Source organism: Clostridium sp. DSM 17811 (assembly GCF_018861905.1).
In the GTDB taxonomy this organism is placed as follows: domain Bacteria; phylum Bacillota; class Clostridia; order Clostridiales; family Clostridiaceae; genus Clostridium_AD; species Clostridium_AD frigoriphilum.
In genome coordinates, this window is sequence record NZ_JAHLDU010000013.1 from 13,325 (window position 1) to 29,633 (window position 16,309).

Here is a 16,309-nt window from a genome sequence, read left to right on the forward strand (position 1 = left end):
TTGTGTTAACAAAATTCATTTTCATGGATTATTAGTCATATAATTAATTTTCATCTATTTTATGAACCTTTACCCCCTAAAACTCCAGTTTAACGTTAATTGTATTATATTTTATATATAAATCCCTTTATTACATCCCTCTATATATACTGTGATTTAGGAAACCCCTCTCTATACTTACCTCTAGTTTGTAATCCACCTATACCCGCAAGTCCTGTTATAGTATTTTCTATAACGTCTTCTATAGCTACAACTGTTTCTATATTTGTATAGGCTATCTTCTCTGAAACTAAAACAGGATCTAAACAATGGATTAGAACACGATTTGGAGCACTAGCGAAATTAGCACCGGCATCTAAAATTGCCTCATAACACGATTGACATGCACCTGCAAAGATAACTAAATCATCATAGTTACTATTATAAGATCTAAGGGCAATAACCGTCTCTACAAAATATTTTGAATTTCTATAATTATCTAAATTCATATAATCGCTTATTCCCTTCACCATGCCATCATGCCCCGTAATCACTACTATATCAGGCTTAACTTCTTTAACAAGATTTACTATCTCATTTGCTTGGTCTTTTTCAGATATTACTCTACCTACAGCATCCAAAGATAACTGTTTATAAGTCTTTAGACAAACTTCTAAGTATTCAGAGTCACCATCTACATGCAATATTTTTCCTGGTCTTCCGAAAGTCATATTTTTATTTTTGTAGTCTTTGTATTTTTCTTTCTTTGATTGTAATTCTTTAATTTTTCCTTTAAAATCAATTGCTTCTGATTTATCTCCCCTAGTTCCTTTAACCCTATTAATTAATATTTTCTTAATAGATTCATTTACTTTTTTATTAAAAACCCTGTCAATTTCATAAATAACATCTTCTGATACTAATTGTAAATCGTCGCTTGTTGAATCCGCCTCTATTCTTAAATTTATTCCCTTAAGTAAAAACACATCTTTATTATCTCTTATCACAACATCCATTATTTTAAAAGTAATGTCTCCGCCGTAAGATTTCCTTACTACAATATCTCCTATTTTCACAAAACCACCTCCACATTTAATTCCATACTATATAGTATGAAATTATAGCTAATAGGTGAGCATGAAAAAGTTATGTAAATATTTCATCTACATAACTTTAATGAATAGCGTGCTTCATACTATTTCTGATTAAATACTCTTTTATAATCTTCAATAAATACCATAAACCTTTCTTTTTCAGAAATTAACTCCTCCATCTTCTTGTTAAAAGTGTTTTGAATCCACGTAACTTCATTATAGTAGTATCTATTGCAAAGTCTCCAGTAACGTTGTGGGAATACTAGAAATGCATATATAAGTCTGTACTCTTCTAATGACAGAGGATTTACACTACTGTATGCCTCTAATACTATTTCAGCATACTTTATGTCCCAATCCTGCTTTTTAAGCATTTTGATTAAAAAATTAGATAAATCATATGCTTTTACTTCTCTTTTGCAATAATCAAAATCAATTATGTTTACATCATTATTTTTATCAACAATAATATTATGATAAGTATAATCATGATGGCAAAACCCTTTTTCTTCTTCTGTTTGCCTACATATGTCAAAATATCTTGAGTCCTCGAGTATCGCCATAGCTCTTTTCCCGAGCATCTTTTGATCCTCTACACTCCTAATATAGTTCATATCAAAATCTGTTTTAAAATTCTTCTTTTTTCTAATCATGCCCTGCATTTTATCAAATGACTTTATTCTTTTTTCCATTAAATTTGGCCATCTTCCAAGATCCGTTTTTAACTTACTGTTTTCTGGTGGATCATACCCCTTTGATGCAATATGCATGAAAGCTAAGTTTTTTGCAGCTAAAACCAAATCCTCTTCATTTCGAAAATCACACTCGCGACCATCTATCCACTTTGAAAGTGTGTAAATATCTTCATTAACTAATGCATAAGGATTCCCTTCAGTATTCAAAAAATATCTATCCACCTTGTCAAACCCATTGTTTGCAAGATGCTCTTTAGCTCCGTATACAAACAAAAGTTTTTGTGTACCGTAACTTATTTTTTTTAGACACTTAGCTCCATCATCTGTCTTTAGCAAATACACTCCCTTGTTAGGACGTATACTTTCTATTTTAATGCCATACTGTCTTTCAATTTCAAATTCCCTCATCATATTACTCACCCCCTATATCATTTATATTACTAATATTTTATTTTAGAATGAATTCTTGAATATTTTAATAACATTTATGATTTCTTTTAATATAATAAAATATATAGATATATTAAATCGTTGTTTAAGGAGTCTTAAAATGAAAATTGGAATTGATGCTAGAGCTGCAAAGTGGTATAGAGGAACTGGTATAGGAACTTATTCTTACCAACTAATTAACTCTTTAAATAAAATTGATGATTACAATGATTATTCGCTTTTTGTGCCAAACGACTGTAATCTAGGTATACCATTCAAAAATAATTTCCATATAAAACCTATTAAACAGGAAAAACAAGATAACTTCTGGAATGAAGTAAATGTCTCTAACCCATTACTAGACAAGTCTATAGATATATACCACGTCCCTCAAAATGGTATTGGTTTACCTGTTAGCAAAGATTGTCCCTTTGTTATTACGCTACATGATATTATTCCATATAAAATGCCAGATACCGTAGGCGATCAATATCTTAAAATATTTAATGAAAAATTACCAAACATCATTCCTATGTGTGATGGAATAATTACTGTGTCGGAGTATTCAAAAGAAGATATTATTAAAGCTTTTAACTTTCCGAGGGAAAAAATATATGTTACTTATTTAGCTAGTGAGGATATTTATAAACCTTATGATAAAACTTTTAGTAAATCTATAGTTGAAAAAAACTATTCTATTACAGGGGACTATATTTTATATATCGGAGGGTTCAGTCCTAGAAAAAATATTCTTGGATTACTTGATTCATTTAGCATGCTTCTTCCAAGATTAAAAAAGGACATTAAATTAGTCATTGCAGGTAGCAAAGGTAAATCCTATGATATATATAAAAAAAGAGCACAAACTCTTCACATTGATGATAAAGTAATCTTTCCAGGCTTTATATCTATGAACCATATACCCTTCATGTACAATGCTTGTGAGCTCTTTGTGTATCCTTCATTTTATGAAGGTTTTGGTCTACCACCAATTGAAGCAATGGCCTGTGGAATACCTGTAATAACGTCAAATGTCACATCTATACCTGAAATAGTTAAAGATTCAACGCTTCTTGTAAATCCTTATGACATTAATGAGTTAAGTGAAAAAATGTACAATGTACTTCATGATGATCTCTTAAGGCAGTCTCTTATAACTAAAGGATTAAAAAGAGCCTCTACCTTAACTTGGGATAATACAGCTGCAAGCACTCTAATTGCTTATCAAAACATACTAGAAACAAACAAAATATAATTTCACTACTTTAAACCCCCACATAGTGCATTTATCACTAAGTGGGGGTTTAATTTAACAATTATGATGATTTTTAAAGTCTTCTAAAAACTTTTCTCTATCCTCTTTATACTCTACTTTCTTCTTTAATCTATTTAAAAACACCTCTTCACTCCATTGTTTTTTCCTTGTATAATAGTCTTTGGATATACTATAGAAATCCTCAGGAAAGCTAAGCATACCGTAAAGCACCTTGAGTTCCCTATCATCTAATGGGTTTACCTTTGTATATTCTTGTAAAATACTGCTACATTTATCTTTATCATAACAAAAATTTTTTATTACTTTATTGATAAAATTACAAACGTCATGAACCCTTAAATCTACAACAGCATAATCAAAATCTAAAAAATACACTTCTCCCTTGTTAATTAATATATTATGATGGGCCAAATCATGATGACAAAATACGATTTTTTCTTTTTCATTACATAATTCGCAATAATTTGATCCCTTAATAATATTTATACTATTTTTTATATTTTCCGCATAATATTGTACATGATCTAAAAATATATCATCGAATTCATTTTTATTTTCATTTAGGGTTGCTATGCTTTTAAAAAACATAAGTTCATCTAATTTATCCTTATAATTTTGTATAACCTTACCGCCTAAGTACCGCTGCTCATTCTTTGCAAGTAGCCTTTCGAACTCTTCCTTATGCATAAGGCCTTGCGATGCTTTATGAAGCTCAGCTATTGCTCTAGACGCAAGATTTACATCAACTGGATTACTATACTCACACTCTCTCCCTTCTAATAGATCCATAATACAATATATATCACTTTTCCATGGAACATATATTAGTTCAGATTTAGTCTTTTCAAATTGAATAATTCTATTAAAATTATTATTTCTAATATACTCAATACCATAATTAATAAATTCAAGTAACTCTATACTGTAGTTTACCTTTTTTAAAACTTTATCACCTTTATTTGTATCAAGTATAAAAACCTTTCTCACTGGAATAACATCATAAACAACAAGATCAAATTTGCTAAATAAATTTACATCTAGATCATATTTGCTTAAATACGCCTTATCTTTGTATCTGACGTCTAACATATTGTCACCTCTCTAGTTTCCGTTTTAATAATTTAAAATAAGGGATCTCCATCTTGAACTAAGGCTTTTTTAATCCTCTGTGAAAACTTATCCTCCTTCCACACTCTTTTACCTGTTCTATATCTATTACAACACTTCATGAACTCATGAGGATATGAGATTAATGCTATTAAAAATCTTTCACTATCAGCATCTAGTCCTTCGATATAACAAAATTCTTTAGCAAGCTTAGAAAAATCAAGCTTTGCTCCTTTTCTTTTTAACCTACTAAGTAAAGGGAGACAATCCATCTCCACCATGTTGTAACTACAATTATTAAAATCAACCACGTAAATAAAATCACTCCCCCTAAGGTTTTGAAAATCTGTATTCCCTAAACATATTTCAGATCGCCTCATGCTTCTTGTTATAATTTCTAAATAATTTGAATCCTTCACTTTCCTTATACACTCTTCTCCTCTATCAATAACTTTTTCTCCATATTTAATAATTATTTCTTCAAATGAATTTTGAGGTCCATCTTTTTTAATGTTATTTATATCTACAGTAAGCTTTTTAATAGATTTTTTATAATCTTCTACTGTTTTACCCGTATTGTTATTTAATCTATTTCTAAGATAACCGTTAAATCCCATACATTTTTCATGTACTGTATAAATAGCAACAAACTGCTTTATTATTAATTCTTCTGGTATGTTTATCTCTGCATTTTTATATTTAAACTCAATAAAATTTGTCTTTTTAATATCCTTAAACATCATATAGTCAGAAAAATCATTATAGATGCTTATTGCCACTTGCACCACCTCAAATTCAATCTATTAATCGCTATACTATAGCCAGGTGCTATTTACTATAGCTCGACGTCATTTATTTTTTTTACAACTTTTATCCATTTTCCTTAAAATTTCCCTGTGCTGGAACTCTAACTCACTAAGTTTTTTTTGTCTTCTCCTTATTTTTTTAAGTTTTTTAACTTCATCCTTCATATTATCAAGCTTCATATCATATTCCTCAACCGTTGATTCTTGTACTTCACTTATGTCAAATTCAGGCTCATCCATACACATATCTTTTTTGTTTTTCCCCATAATGTTACCTCCCATATTTTATTTTTCTAAACTTATCAATAAGAATTTGCTTCTCATCTTTGTCCTCATTCATCTTTTCAAGTTTCTTTAAGAAAAACTCTTCTCCCCAATTCTTTTTTTCCCAATAATATTGAATTCCTATTTGCCAATACTCTTGAGGGAATTCCATAAACGCTGCCATTACCTCTATGTCACTTTTGTATATTGGAAATGTCTCATCATACTCATACATTATGAAAAGCGCATTTTCAAGGTTCCATTTACCGTTTTTCATTCTCCTTATTAGAAGACTACTTAAATCATGTAAATGAGTGTCTAAGATGCAATAATCAAAATCAATTACACTCACGCCCCCACTTTTCTCAAGCAACACATTATGATGCGCGTAATCATGATGACAGAATCCCTTATGTTTAATTTCTTCCTTCATCTTACTTACGTATTCGCTTCTACACAGGTTATTTACTGCTTTATTGCATCTCACTAGCTCACCTTGCATAATTTTCAAATAGTTACTATCAAACTCTGTAAAACATTTTTTTTCACTTATCCTTCTCTTAAAATCCAATATTTCATTTCCGCGAGTTTTAAAAGTTTCTATCCACTTAAGCCATGCTATTCTAGGTTTCATATCAGGTGTGACTTTAAAATTCAGACTTTTTTTATGAAGCTCTGCAAGTTTTGATGTACATAATTTTATTTCTGCTAGGTTATCGTAATCACATCCCCTTGCATCTACCCATAGTGTTAAATAAGCATATTTATTTTGGAATGTTATATACTCCTTTTGATCGTTAGTCTCAATAATTTCAGGTATACTTTGAAATCCATTATTCTGCAAATGTTTTATAGCGCCAATAATAAATAAAAAATGCCCAAGTTCATAATTAACTATTTTCAGACAATACATATTATCTCTAGTTTCTATCCTATAAACGTTTTTTATTTTTTCTATATTATTAATACTAAGAGAGTAATTATTCTTTACTATCTCCTTCACTTCTTGTATTTCCAAATCAATGCCTCCAAATTATTGTTCTATTGCAATATATGAACTTTTAGATTGATTTGTGCACAATTATATTTGTTCAAATGGCACACTTTTTAAGTTAAAATAATATATATAATATATATAATATTTTTAATAAATTCTTTTAAACATAAGGCTTTTTTAATAATTTTAAGGAGTGAATCCTATGAAGATTGCAATTGATGCTAGAGGCATCAATTTATATAATGGAACTGGTATTGGGACTTATACAGAAAATATACTTAAAAATTTAATTAACATAGATTCTGTTAATAATTACCACGTTTTTTGGTCAGGTAATAATTTTGAAAGTATAAAAAAAGAGAACTGCAAAATAATAATGACATCAAAAAAACATCAAAGATTCTTTGAGGATTATTATTTCCCAGAAAATATTTCAAAAGAAAACATAGATATATATCATATGCCACAGAACGGCATAGGTTTTTCACAGGCCATATCTTGCAAGAAAGTAGTCACTATACATGATTTAATTCCATACGTTATGCCTGAAACAGTCGGACGAGGATATTTACTGAAATTTTTAAAAGAGATGCCAATAATTGTAGGTAACTCTGATGGAATAATAACGGTATCTGAATTTTCAAAACGAGATATTCTTAAATATTTCCCAATAGATGAGTCTAAAATCTTTGTAACTCCACTGGCTGCGGACGCAAAATATACACCCCTGGATAAACTTCATTGTAAAAACTTTTTAGAAAAAGCATATAATTTAAATAATCCATTTATACTCTATCTCGGTGGTTTTAGCGAGAGAAAAAATGTAGCATCTGCAATAACTGCTTTTTCCAAAGTATATAAAGATTTAAGTGAAAATTACAATTTAGTTATTGTAGGTGATTATAGAGACTCTGGTCAAAAATTAATGAAACTTACAAATGAACTAAACATGCAGTCTCATGTTATTTTCGCAGGTTTTGTACCCGAAGAACATTTACCTCTTTTTTATAACAGCTGTGATGCCATTATCTATCCATCTTTTTATGAAGGATTTGGACTTCCCCCACTTGAGGCAATGAATTGTGGAACGCCTGTTATAGCCTCTAATCTTACCTCCATTCCAGAAGTTGTAGGAGATACTGGTATTTTAATAAATCCCTATGATATTAAAGATATCTCTCTTGCCATAGGGACCCTTTTAAGTAGTGAAAATTTGAGATCTGAACTTAGTGCTAAGGCATTACTAAGAGCTAAACAATTTTCATGGCAAAACACTGCTAGTCGTACTCTTAAAGTCTATGAGAGTGTTTACAACAATACTTCTACCTCATAATTAAAAAAGTATGAATTTCCACTACATGCCTTGTAATAAAACTCAAAAAAAGAAATCCCATTAAGGAATTCTAAATGGGATTTCAATATAACATTTAATCCATACGTTTTATTTTTATATCAAATGTATCCTTGTATTTTGCCATCCGAGGATCATTTCTAAAATAACTCTCATACATACCTCTAGCGACATTTGCAGCATAACTACCATAACCACCGTCAAATATAACTATAGATATTGCAATTTGAGGATCTTTAGCCGGAGCATATCCTACATACCATGCATAATCTCCTCTACCTACCTTATTCATTAAATCTAGTGAACTAAACTGTGCCGTGCCTGTTTTACCACCTGTAGATATAGGAAAATCCTTAAGTGCTTCATATGCAGTTCCATCTGTTCCGCCTTCTGCACTGGTAACGTTATTCATACCTTCCATAACTAAATCTCTGGTTGTTGTACTTAAATTGGTTTTAGTCAAAACCGTTGGTTTTATTTTAGATACTAAGTTACCATTAGAATCTTTTATGGTATCAACCAAATGAACTTTGTATCTTGTTCCACCATTTGCAATGGTTGCTATATAATTTGCCATCTGAAGAGGTGTAAAACTATCCATACCTTGTCCAATAGATGCATTAAGGATATTGTGCGGTAAACTTAAAGAGCCATGACCTTCCTGAACTGCTCGATAGTTTACATCACTTACAATTGCTTGTAAATTAGAATCAGTAAAGTTTTTCCCTTTATACTTAGGATCTGTAACAATTAATTGTTTAAATAATCCATTATAATTAGTCTTTGAAAAAGTTCCATTTTTTACAGAGTCCTTTATATAATTTTTAATTTGAACTTTTATTTCTGAAAGTTTTTTTCCATCATAAACAATAAGATTATCTCCATCCCTATCATATAAATCTATCTGAGGAAAGTTTGATCCTGTGCCCCCTACTCCAAGAGATAAATCTTGCTCAATAGTATAAATAGCTTGTGATGCTGACAAAGTTTTCATAGATGTTTTATTATATACCTGCCCAAAATTTTCATTAAGTTCTATTCCCGTACTAGGGTTACTTATTTTAGGATCTGCTCCTAGTCCAAATGTCCATGCATATTTAGCTAAAACGTCATCACCAAATTTTTCTCTCAATTTCTGACCTACATTCATAAAAAATGGGTTACTGGATACCGCTAATGCCTTTACCACCTTAATAATACCCTGTGCCTTATCTGTTGCAAATATATTCCAGTTTTTGCCACTAAGTGCACCCGTTCCTGCCATATCATATCCAGCTTGATCATCATAAGTAGACTCCCCATCTATAACTCCAGTTTCAAGACCTGCTATTGCAGTCATTGGTTTAAAAGTAGAACCCGGAGGAATTAGTGACATAGTTGCATAATTATACAAATATTTAGGATAGTAATCATATAGATCCTTCCTAACTGTTGTATTCCCTTTTATACTTTTATCTATTGGGAACATATAATCAATTATATCTTGTGGTTTATTCTGAGCTTTTGCCATCACTTCATAATCTGGGTTAAAATATTTTTTTGATTGAATATCCGTTAGTCCTTGCGAAGTTGAAAAATCATTGGGATTATAACCAGGCATGCTAGCAAGTGCTAGTATACCGCCAGTATGAATATCTATAGCAACTGCTGCAGCCCTTGTAGCATTTGATACATTTAATCCCTGTACTTCATTAAGTCCTCGTAATATCTTCATTTGACTATTCAGAGCATTTTCTGTTGCATATTGTAAATTAGCATCAATTGTAAGTTGAACATTTCTACCAGGGGTAACTTTCTTACTTATAACTTCTTTATTTAACTTACCCTGCTTTTGAATCACCTTTTCTCCATTATCTCCTTTTAAACTACTCTCCAATGCAGCTTCAATTCCAGAAATTCCAACATAATCTGAACTTGTATCATAACCCTTTGCTAAATATTTTTCCTTATCTGCAGAGCTTATTTTACTTATATAGCCTAAAACTGTTGAAGCTAGCTGTCCATATGGATACTTCCTCGTAGGTTGATTTTCCACTTTAATTCCAGGCAGTTCTGAAAGATTTTGCTCAAATATAAGCGATGTATCTTCTTTTATATTAGTCGCTATACTAATTGGTTTGTATGCAGAAAAAGAGTTCATTTTTATACCGTCTTTTACAATTAAATATCTTCTTATTAACTCCGGTGTTTCCTTGATACTTAAACTTGAAATTCCTTTTATTACGCCATAGTCATTGAGAAGCTTATTATATATTTGCTCTGGAGTTAATTTCAAGAGTTCATTATTAAGTTTAGTCTTTTCATCTTTAGTTAGGTCGGCTTCTTTTTTATTCTTAAATTTCACTTTCAGTATACTATCTTGAATCCATCTCTCCTTTAAAAATCTTAACTTTAACCCTTGTACTACATTAGGATCACTTGAACTAAATTCGAATCTATATGGCTTAATTTTTAAAGGGAAGTTATCTGTCTGACTCTCCCCATTTTTATCTAAAATTTTAAAGACCTTTTGTAGTGTTGCAAACAACTGTTTACTAGATTTAGTTGAATCTGTGTATGTAAGGTTATAGCCTAGTACTTCTGTTGCAAGTACTATACCATTTTTGTCTTTTATGAGCCCTCTCGGTGCCTCTATTGTTATAGACTTATGTGAACTTACAGTTGCTAAATCCTTATAATATTGCCCTTTTATTATTTGCATATAATATAACTTTGAACTTATTATTAAAAATATAACTAACATAATTATAAATAAGCTATTAATTTTATTAAATTTCTTCTTTTTTTTCATTTCATCATCACCCTTAAACCCTTATGCCTTTATTATATATGTAATATTACATACAATTCAACATATTTTTAGAATATAATCTTTTATTTGGTAATAATATAAAATATTATACTATTTAGCCCATAAATTTAATAAAAGGAAAAAGTCACCTGAATTTCAGATGACTTTTTCCTTTTGATTCAATATACTATCTTGAATATGTTTCATAATTCAAGAACCATACCTACTAAATTTATTTATTTTTCTTACCAAACCATGTCTTTCCCACTGTCCATGCTGTTATTACTGCGCCTAAAAGGATAGCTACTATTCCAGCTCTATCTTCCATTGGAATACCTCCTCACCTCATATATAACTACAAGTTTAACCCAATTATACCATACAACCTATAGTTATATGGTAATATCGGTTAAAGTATACAAATCATACACTATTAACTTATAATATTATTTGCTTATTATAAATTAATAGTGTATGCTCATTTGTTAAGGAGTTGTGATATATGAATATAAGAGATTTAGAATATTTTTATTATTTATGCCAAAATAAAAGTTTCACAAAAACTGCAGAAATGCTTTTTGTTTCCCAGCCTTCAATAACAATGGCACTACATAAAATTGAAAAAGAACTAGGAGAAAGACTTGTAATTAGAGATCATTCTAAATCACAACTTTCCTTAACTGAAGCTGGAAAAATCCTTGAGAAACGAGCATACAATGTTCTACATGAAATAAAAGCAGCAAAACTTGAAATATCAAGAATAAGCGGAGCAAAAATAAAATTAGGAGTTCCACCGATGATTGGTGCTTATTTTTTTCCACCTTTTATGAAGGTCTTAGATATAAATGGTCTTGTGAACCATATTGAACTTGTTGAAACAGGTTCTACAGCGATGAAAAAGTTACTAGATTCTGGTCAAGTTGATATTGCATTAATAGGTTCCATTGCGCCTTTAAAAGATAATGACCTTAATACCACTATCTTAAAAACAGATCAATTCATGGTTTGTACTAGTAATAGTCACCCACTTTTAAGTAAACCTGAAGTTAACTTTAGCGAACTTAAAGATGAGCGTTTTACAGTCCTAGGTGATTCATATATTCATAATAAAGTAATAAAAGATCTTTGTTTGGAAAATGGTATTGACACAAAAAATTTCTATTACACAACTGAAATACAAACAGCAAAATCCCTAATAGCTTCTGGAGTTGGTATAGGAATAATGATCAATATGGCAGTAGAAAATATGGCATCAATAAAAACAGTCTCTCTAGTTCCAGCTATAAATTTTTATATATCTATTGTTGTAAAAAAAGAACATTATATGACTTCAATTGAAAAGGAAATAATGGGGATACTGCTTGAAAAGTAAAAACATCCCCTTTAACGACATTTTAGAAGGAAAGTCTCCCTCTTCTATAAGTTGGAGTATAAATATCCTTCTGAAGTCGTTAATATTGCAGCTCCGCAGGAGATGATTTAATCTATTTTATTTGTAAATTGGTTCCCAAATACTATCTTCCACTGCCTTTTTAACATCTACAATTTCAATTCGATTTAACCCTTCTTTAATTGCTTGCTTCACCACAGCAATTGCTACAAGTTTTGATGCTTCCCTAACTTTTTCAACTGAAGGTAAAATTGCGGCTCCCGTCTTTGAAAAATCTTGAAGAGATGCTATTCCATGAGCAGCTGCAGATAACATTCCATCGGATACAGTTTTAGCTTTTGCAACTATTATACCAAGTCCTAATCCGGGGTATAATAACGCATTGTTAGCCTGACCAATAGTGTATGTTACCCCATTATGCTCAATTGGTTCAGAGGGGCTTCCAGTTACAACTAATGCACGTCCATCTGTCCATTTTATTAAGTCTGTAGCTTTTGCTTCTGCGAGTTTAGTAGGATTTGAAATCGGCATAATAGCAGGTTTTTCATTTAACTCTGCCATTTTTCTTACAGCTTCTTCTGTGAATGCACCGGTTACTCCAGAAGTTCCAATAAGTACTGTAGGCTTAGTAGCCTCTACTATCTCAGCAAGATTAGTAAGTGGTTTTTTAAATTCACCTTTGGCTCTTGCATATTTTTTCTGACCCTCAGTAAGATTATCCATATCTTGCGTAATAAGACCAAAGCGATCAACAAGATAGAATTGCTTTATTGCATTTTCTTCTGATAATCCACTTTGCATTTTTTCAAGTAATATTTGATCTGATACACCTATCCCTGCAGTACCACCACCAAAAACTAATATTTTGTGGTCTTTAATTGGTATACCAGTTACCTCAGCAATAGCACTCATTGCTGATACCATCATGACCCCAGTTCCCTGTATATCATCATTAAACGTACAAATCTTTGATCTATAATTTTCAAGAATGGCACTTGCGTTGCCACGACCAAGGTCTTCCCAATGAAGAAGTACTTCAGGAAATAGCTCAAGAACAATCTTTACAAATTTATCAATAAAGTCATAGTATTTTTCTCCAGTCACTCTTTTGTGTTTATTCCCAAGATAAAATGGATCATTTAAAAGTGCCTCGTTATTTGTTCCCGAATCTATTACTATAGGAAGAGCATTCTTAGGATTAATACCTGCAGCTACTGTATATACGGCAAGCTTTCCTATAGATATATCAACCCCTTGAACACCCCAATCACCTATTCCAAGAACTCCTTCACCATCAGTAACAACAATCAATTTTATTTCATCAAGATCTTTTAAAGAGTTCTCGATAGATTTTTTAATATCTTCGGGATGGTCTATTGAAAGGAAAACAGCATCCTTTGGAGTATCATAGATTTTCGAATAATTTATTACTGCATCGCCTATAGTTGGAGTATATATTATAGGAAGAAATTCAGTAATATGTTTACCTATAACATAGCTGAAAAGTGTTTTGTTAGTGTCATATAAATTCATAAGGTAATTACGTTTTTCTAATTTGTCTTCAAAATCTTTAGTTCTTTGATAAATTATCTGTTCTTGCTGCTCAATAGTTCTTACAGCGTTTGGTAATAATCCTGTAAGTTCATACATTTTTCTTTCTTCCTTTGTAAAAGCAGTTCCCTTGTTTAAATAAGGATTTCTTAATAAGTCTTGGCCTTTTAAGTTTATCATTTTATACCACCCCTTTTAATTTTTTTTCTTTTATCTTTAACTCCATTATACTTTTTATATTTTTTTATAACAAATATAGATTATTTATTATGTTATAAAAAAAATTTATAACCTGGCAAATATAATAATAGTTTATCCCTAACAAAAAAAGTTACTCACTTAACCGTAGGCTATAATAACCCTCGGTTAAGTGAGTAACTTATCTTTATACTTAGATAAATTCTAAATCTAATTTATAACTTATTTATAATACTTGCTAAATATCCCGCTCCAAAACCATTGTCTATATTAACAACACTGACTCCACTAGAGCAGCTATTTAACATACTAAGTAGTGCAGCAAGCCCTTTAAAGCTAGCTCCGTACCCTACACTTGTTGGAACAGCTATAACTGGTTTATCAACTAAGCCTCCAACAACGCTTGTTAGTGCTCCTTCCATCCCAGCCACAGTGATAATTACCTTAGCGCGCCTTATAACATCTAAATTATCAAAAAGCCTATGAATACCCGCTACACCTACATCATAAATTCTCTCAACTTTATTTCCAAAAATTTCAGCAGTAACAGCGGCCTCTTCCGCAACAGGTATATCAGACGTTCCTCCTGTTACTAGTGCAATGTATGTACTCGAGGGTTCAACATCCTTTCTTCTAATTACAATTGTTCTTGCAAGTTCATTATACTGAGCATCACCACATATTTCTTTAACACCTTCATACATAACCCTGGTAGCCCTTGTGCCAAGAATGTTAATATCCTTAGTAAGCATTAGACTTACTATTCCTTTTATCTGCTTAACAGTTTTACCTTCACAATATATAACCTCTGGATACCCAACTCTAAGTTCTCTATGATTATCTATTTTTGCAAATCCTAAATCTGAATAAGACAGATCTTTTAACTTATCCATACCATCTTCAATAGATATATCACCATTTTTTATGTTTTTAAGAAAGTTCTCCATCTCTTTTGAATTCATATGTTACCCACCTTTTTAAATTTAAAGTCCCCTTATTTTATCCTTTAGTATAATATTATATTTCATTTCTTAATTTCTCGTATACTTCGCTTATAGGTACCCCAGTACTTTTAGCTATTCTCTTACATTCTTCATATTCAAACTTGCTTTTTATTTTTTCACCTTTATAGTAAGATTCTTTTACGGTAACTTCGCCGTAACTAGTATTTACTTTAATAAACTCCCTTTTAAGTTTTATTTTATCTACTTTAAAACTTCTTACTCCAAGGGTAGTAGTTTCTCTAAATAGTATTTCCTTCATCCTGGTAGTTTTATCTTCCTCACATAAAATACTTATTTTTACGCTTGGTCTCCCTTTTTTCATTATAATTGGAGTTATATATGCATCCAAAGCACCCTCGTTAAAAACCATATCAATAATATACTCATATAACTCAGGATTCATATCATCTATATTACATTCAATTATTTGCTCAACTGTTTCATCATCATATTCCTCGTTACTTACTTTATCTGCTTGCTCTACTAACATTACTCTTAATACATTAGGTATTTCAGTATCTCTGTTACCTATTCCATAACCAATTTTATTTATAATAAAATTATTATCATCTTTAAATTCGCAGACGTTAGCTGCAAGAATTGCAGCTCCAGTAGGGGTTGTAGTTTCAAATGGTACTGCTCCAAGTTTTACTGGAATACCCTTCAAAATCTCAACAGTAGCAGGCGCTGGAACTGGTATAAGACCATGAGCACACTTAACGAACCCACCACCAAGTTCTACAGAAGAACTCATTATTTTATCAACATTTAAATAATTTAAACAAATAGCAGCTCCCACTATATCCACTATAGAATCTACCGCTCCTACCTCATGAAAATGGATTTTATATAATGGTTTTCCATGAACCTTTGCCTCAGCTAGCGCAACCTTCATAAATATTTTCATACTTAATTCTTTAACTTTAGAACTTAACTCACTTAAATTTATAATTTTCTCTATATCATTAAGATTTCTTTGATCCTTATGAATATGCTCAATACCTGCATGTACATGCTTATGAGCGCCTTCATTGTCATTGTGAAGCTGTTCATGATTATGTTCACCATGAGCATCATCATGATGATGTAACTCAATAACTTCCTCATGAGAATGTTCATGGTTATGCTCTTGTAAAAGCACATCTACCTTGGTTCCCTCTATGCCTTTTCTAATATCCCTTGATACTTTTATTTCATATCCGTTTAAATTAAGTTTACTTAACTCATCTACTAAATATTTTTCATCTATACCTAAATCTAGTAATGCCCCTAAATTCATATCCCCACTAATACCCGAAAAACAATCATAATAAAGTATTTTCATTCTAACCCACTCCATTTCTTTTATATTTATTACATTGTACCAAATAAGTAAAT

General features: G+C 30.9%; 13 protein-coding genes. 3 read left to right on the forward strand and 10 right to left on the reverse strand.

Annotated features, from left to right (window positions below; genetic code table 11):
• Positions 1-140: 140 nt before the first annotated feature.
• Together yabG and KPL44_RS15690 are read right to left on the reverse strand one after the other, a co-directional pair.
• Positions 141-1,055, reverse strand: a complete 915-nt coding sequence (yabG, locus tag KPL44_RS15685) for a sporulation peptidase YabG (RefSeq protein ID WP_216252216.1) — start codon at positions 1,053-1,055, stop codon at positions 141-143.
• Between the two features lie 119 nt (positions 1,056-1,174).
• Positions 1,175-2,179 carry a CotS family spore coat protein gene (locus KPL44_RS15690; RefSeq protein WP_216252218.1) on the reverse strand — a complete coding sequence of 335 codons (1,005 nt, stop codon included), beginning with the start codon at positions 2,177-2,179 and terminating at the stop codon, positions 1,175-1,177.
• Positions 2,180-2,318: 139 nt separating this feature from the next.
• On the opposite strand from KPL44_RS15690, the gene KPL44_RS15695 reads away from it, so the two are divergent.
• Entirely contained in the window at positions 2,319-3,452 is a 1,134-nt protein-coding gene (locus KPL44_RS15695) for a glycosyltransferase family 4 protein (RefSeq protein ID WP_216252220.1), read from the forward strand.
• Between the two features lie 54 nt (positions 3,453-3,506).
• Here the strand turns inward: KPL44_RS15695 and KPL44_RS15700 are convergent, their stop codons facing one another.
• The 4 genes from KPL44_RS15700 to KPL44_RS15715 form a co-directional block, all read right to left on the reverse strand.
• The gene (locus tag KPL44_RS15700) at positions 3,507-4,562 is read right to left on the reverse strand and encodes a CotS family spore coat protein (protein WP_216252221.1); all 1,056 of its coding nucleotides are present in this window, start codon (positions 4,560-4,562) and stop codon (positions 3,507-3,509) included.
• A gap of 32 nt (positions 4,563-4,594) precedes the next feature.
• On the reverse strand, positions 4,595-5,359 hold the full coding sequence (locus tag KPL44_RS15705) for a hypothetical protein (protein ID WP_216252223.1): 765 nt from the start codon (positions 5,357-5,359) through the stop codon (positions 4,595-4,597).
• A gap of 69 nt (positions 5,360-5,428) precedes the next feature.
• Positions 5,429-5,653 (reverse strand): hypothetical protein, encoded by a 225-nt coding sequence (locus KPL44_RS15710; RefSeq protein WP_253201806.1) that lies wholly within the window; start codon positions 5,651-5,653, stop codon positions 5,429-5,431.
• Between the two features lie 4 nt (positions 5,654-5,657).
• Positions 5,658-6,668, reverse strand: coding sequence for a CotS family spore coat protein (locus KPL44_RS15715; RefSeq protein ID WP_216252225.1), 1,011 nt, complete (start codon positions 6,666-6,668; stop codon positions 5,658-5,660).
• 181 nt (positions 6,669-6,849) lie between these two features.
• On the opposite strand from KPL44_RS15715, the gene KPL44_RS15720 reads away from it, so the two are divergent.
• Positions 6,850-7,980, forward strand: a complete 1,131-nt coding sequence (locus KPL44_RS15720) for a glycosyltransferase family 4 protein (protein ID WP_216252227.1) — start codon at positions 6,850-6,852, stop codon at positions 7,978-7,980.
• Positions 7,981-8,074: 94 nt separating this feature from the next.
• On the opposite strand, the gene KPL44_RS15725 is transcribed toward KPL44_RS15720, so the two are convergent.
• Positions 8,075-10,789: a peptidoglycan D,D-transpeptidase FtsI family protein gene (locus KPL44_RS15725; RefSeq protein WP_216252229.1), complete on the reverse strand. Its 2,715-nt coding sequence runs from the start codon at positions 10,787-10,789 to the stop codon at positions 8,075-8,077.
• Between the two features lie 502 nt (positions 10,790-11,291).
• Here KPL44_RS15725 and KPL44_RS15730 point away from each other — a divergent pair.
• Positions 11,292-12,161 (forward strand): LysR family transcriptional regulator, encoded by an 870-nt coding sequence (locus KPL44_RS15730; RefSeq protein WP_216252231.1) that lies wholly within the window; start codon positions 11,292-11,294, stop codon positions 12,159-12,161.
• Between the two features lie 117 nt (positions 12,162-12,278).
• On the opposite strand, the gene KPL44_RS15735 is transcribed toward KPL44_RS15730, so the two are convergent.
• The 3 genes from KPL44_RS15735 to larC form a co-directional block, all read right to left on the reverse strand.
• On the reverse strand, positions 12,279-13,910 hold the full coding sequence (locus KPL44_RS15735) for an NAD-dependent malic enzyme (protein WP_216252233.1): 1,632 nt from the start codon (positions 13,908-13,910) through the stop codon (positions 12,279-12,281).
• A gap of 233 nt (positions 13,911-14,143) precedes the next feature.
• Positions 14,144-14,890 carry a nickel pincer cofactor biosynthesis protein LarB gene (gene larB / locus KPL44_RS15740; RefSeq protein WP_216252234.1) on the reverse strand — a complete coding sequence of 249 codons (747 nt, stop codon included), beginning with the start codon at positions 14,888-14,890 and terminating at the stop codon, positions 14,144-14,146.
• Between the two features lie 55 nt (positions 14,891-14,945).
• Positions 14,946-16,256 (reverse strand): nickel pincer cofactor biosynthesis protein LarC, encoded by a 1,311-nt coding sequence (gene larC / locus KPL44_RS15745; protein ID WP_216252236.1) that lies wholly within the window; start codon positions 16,254-16,256, stop codon positions 14,946-14,948.
• Positions 16,257-16,309 lie beyond the last annotated feature (53 nt).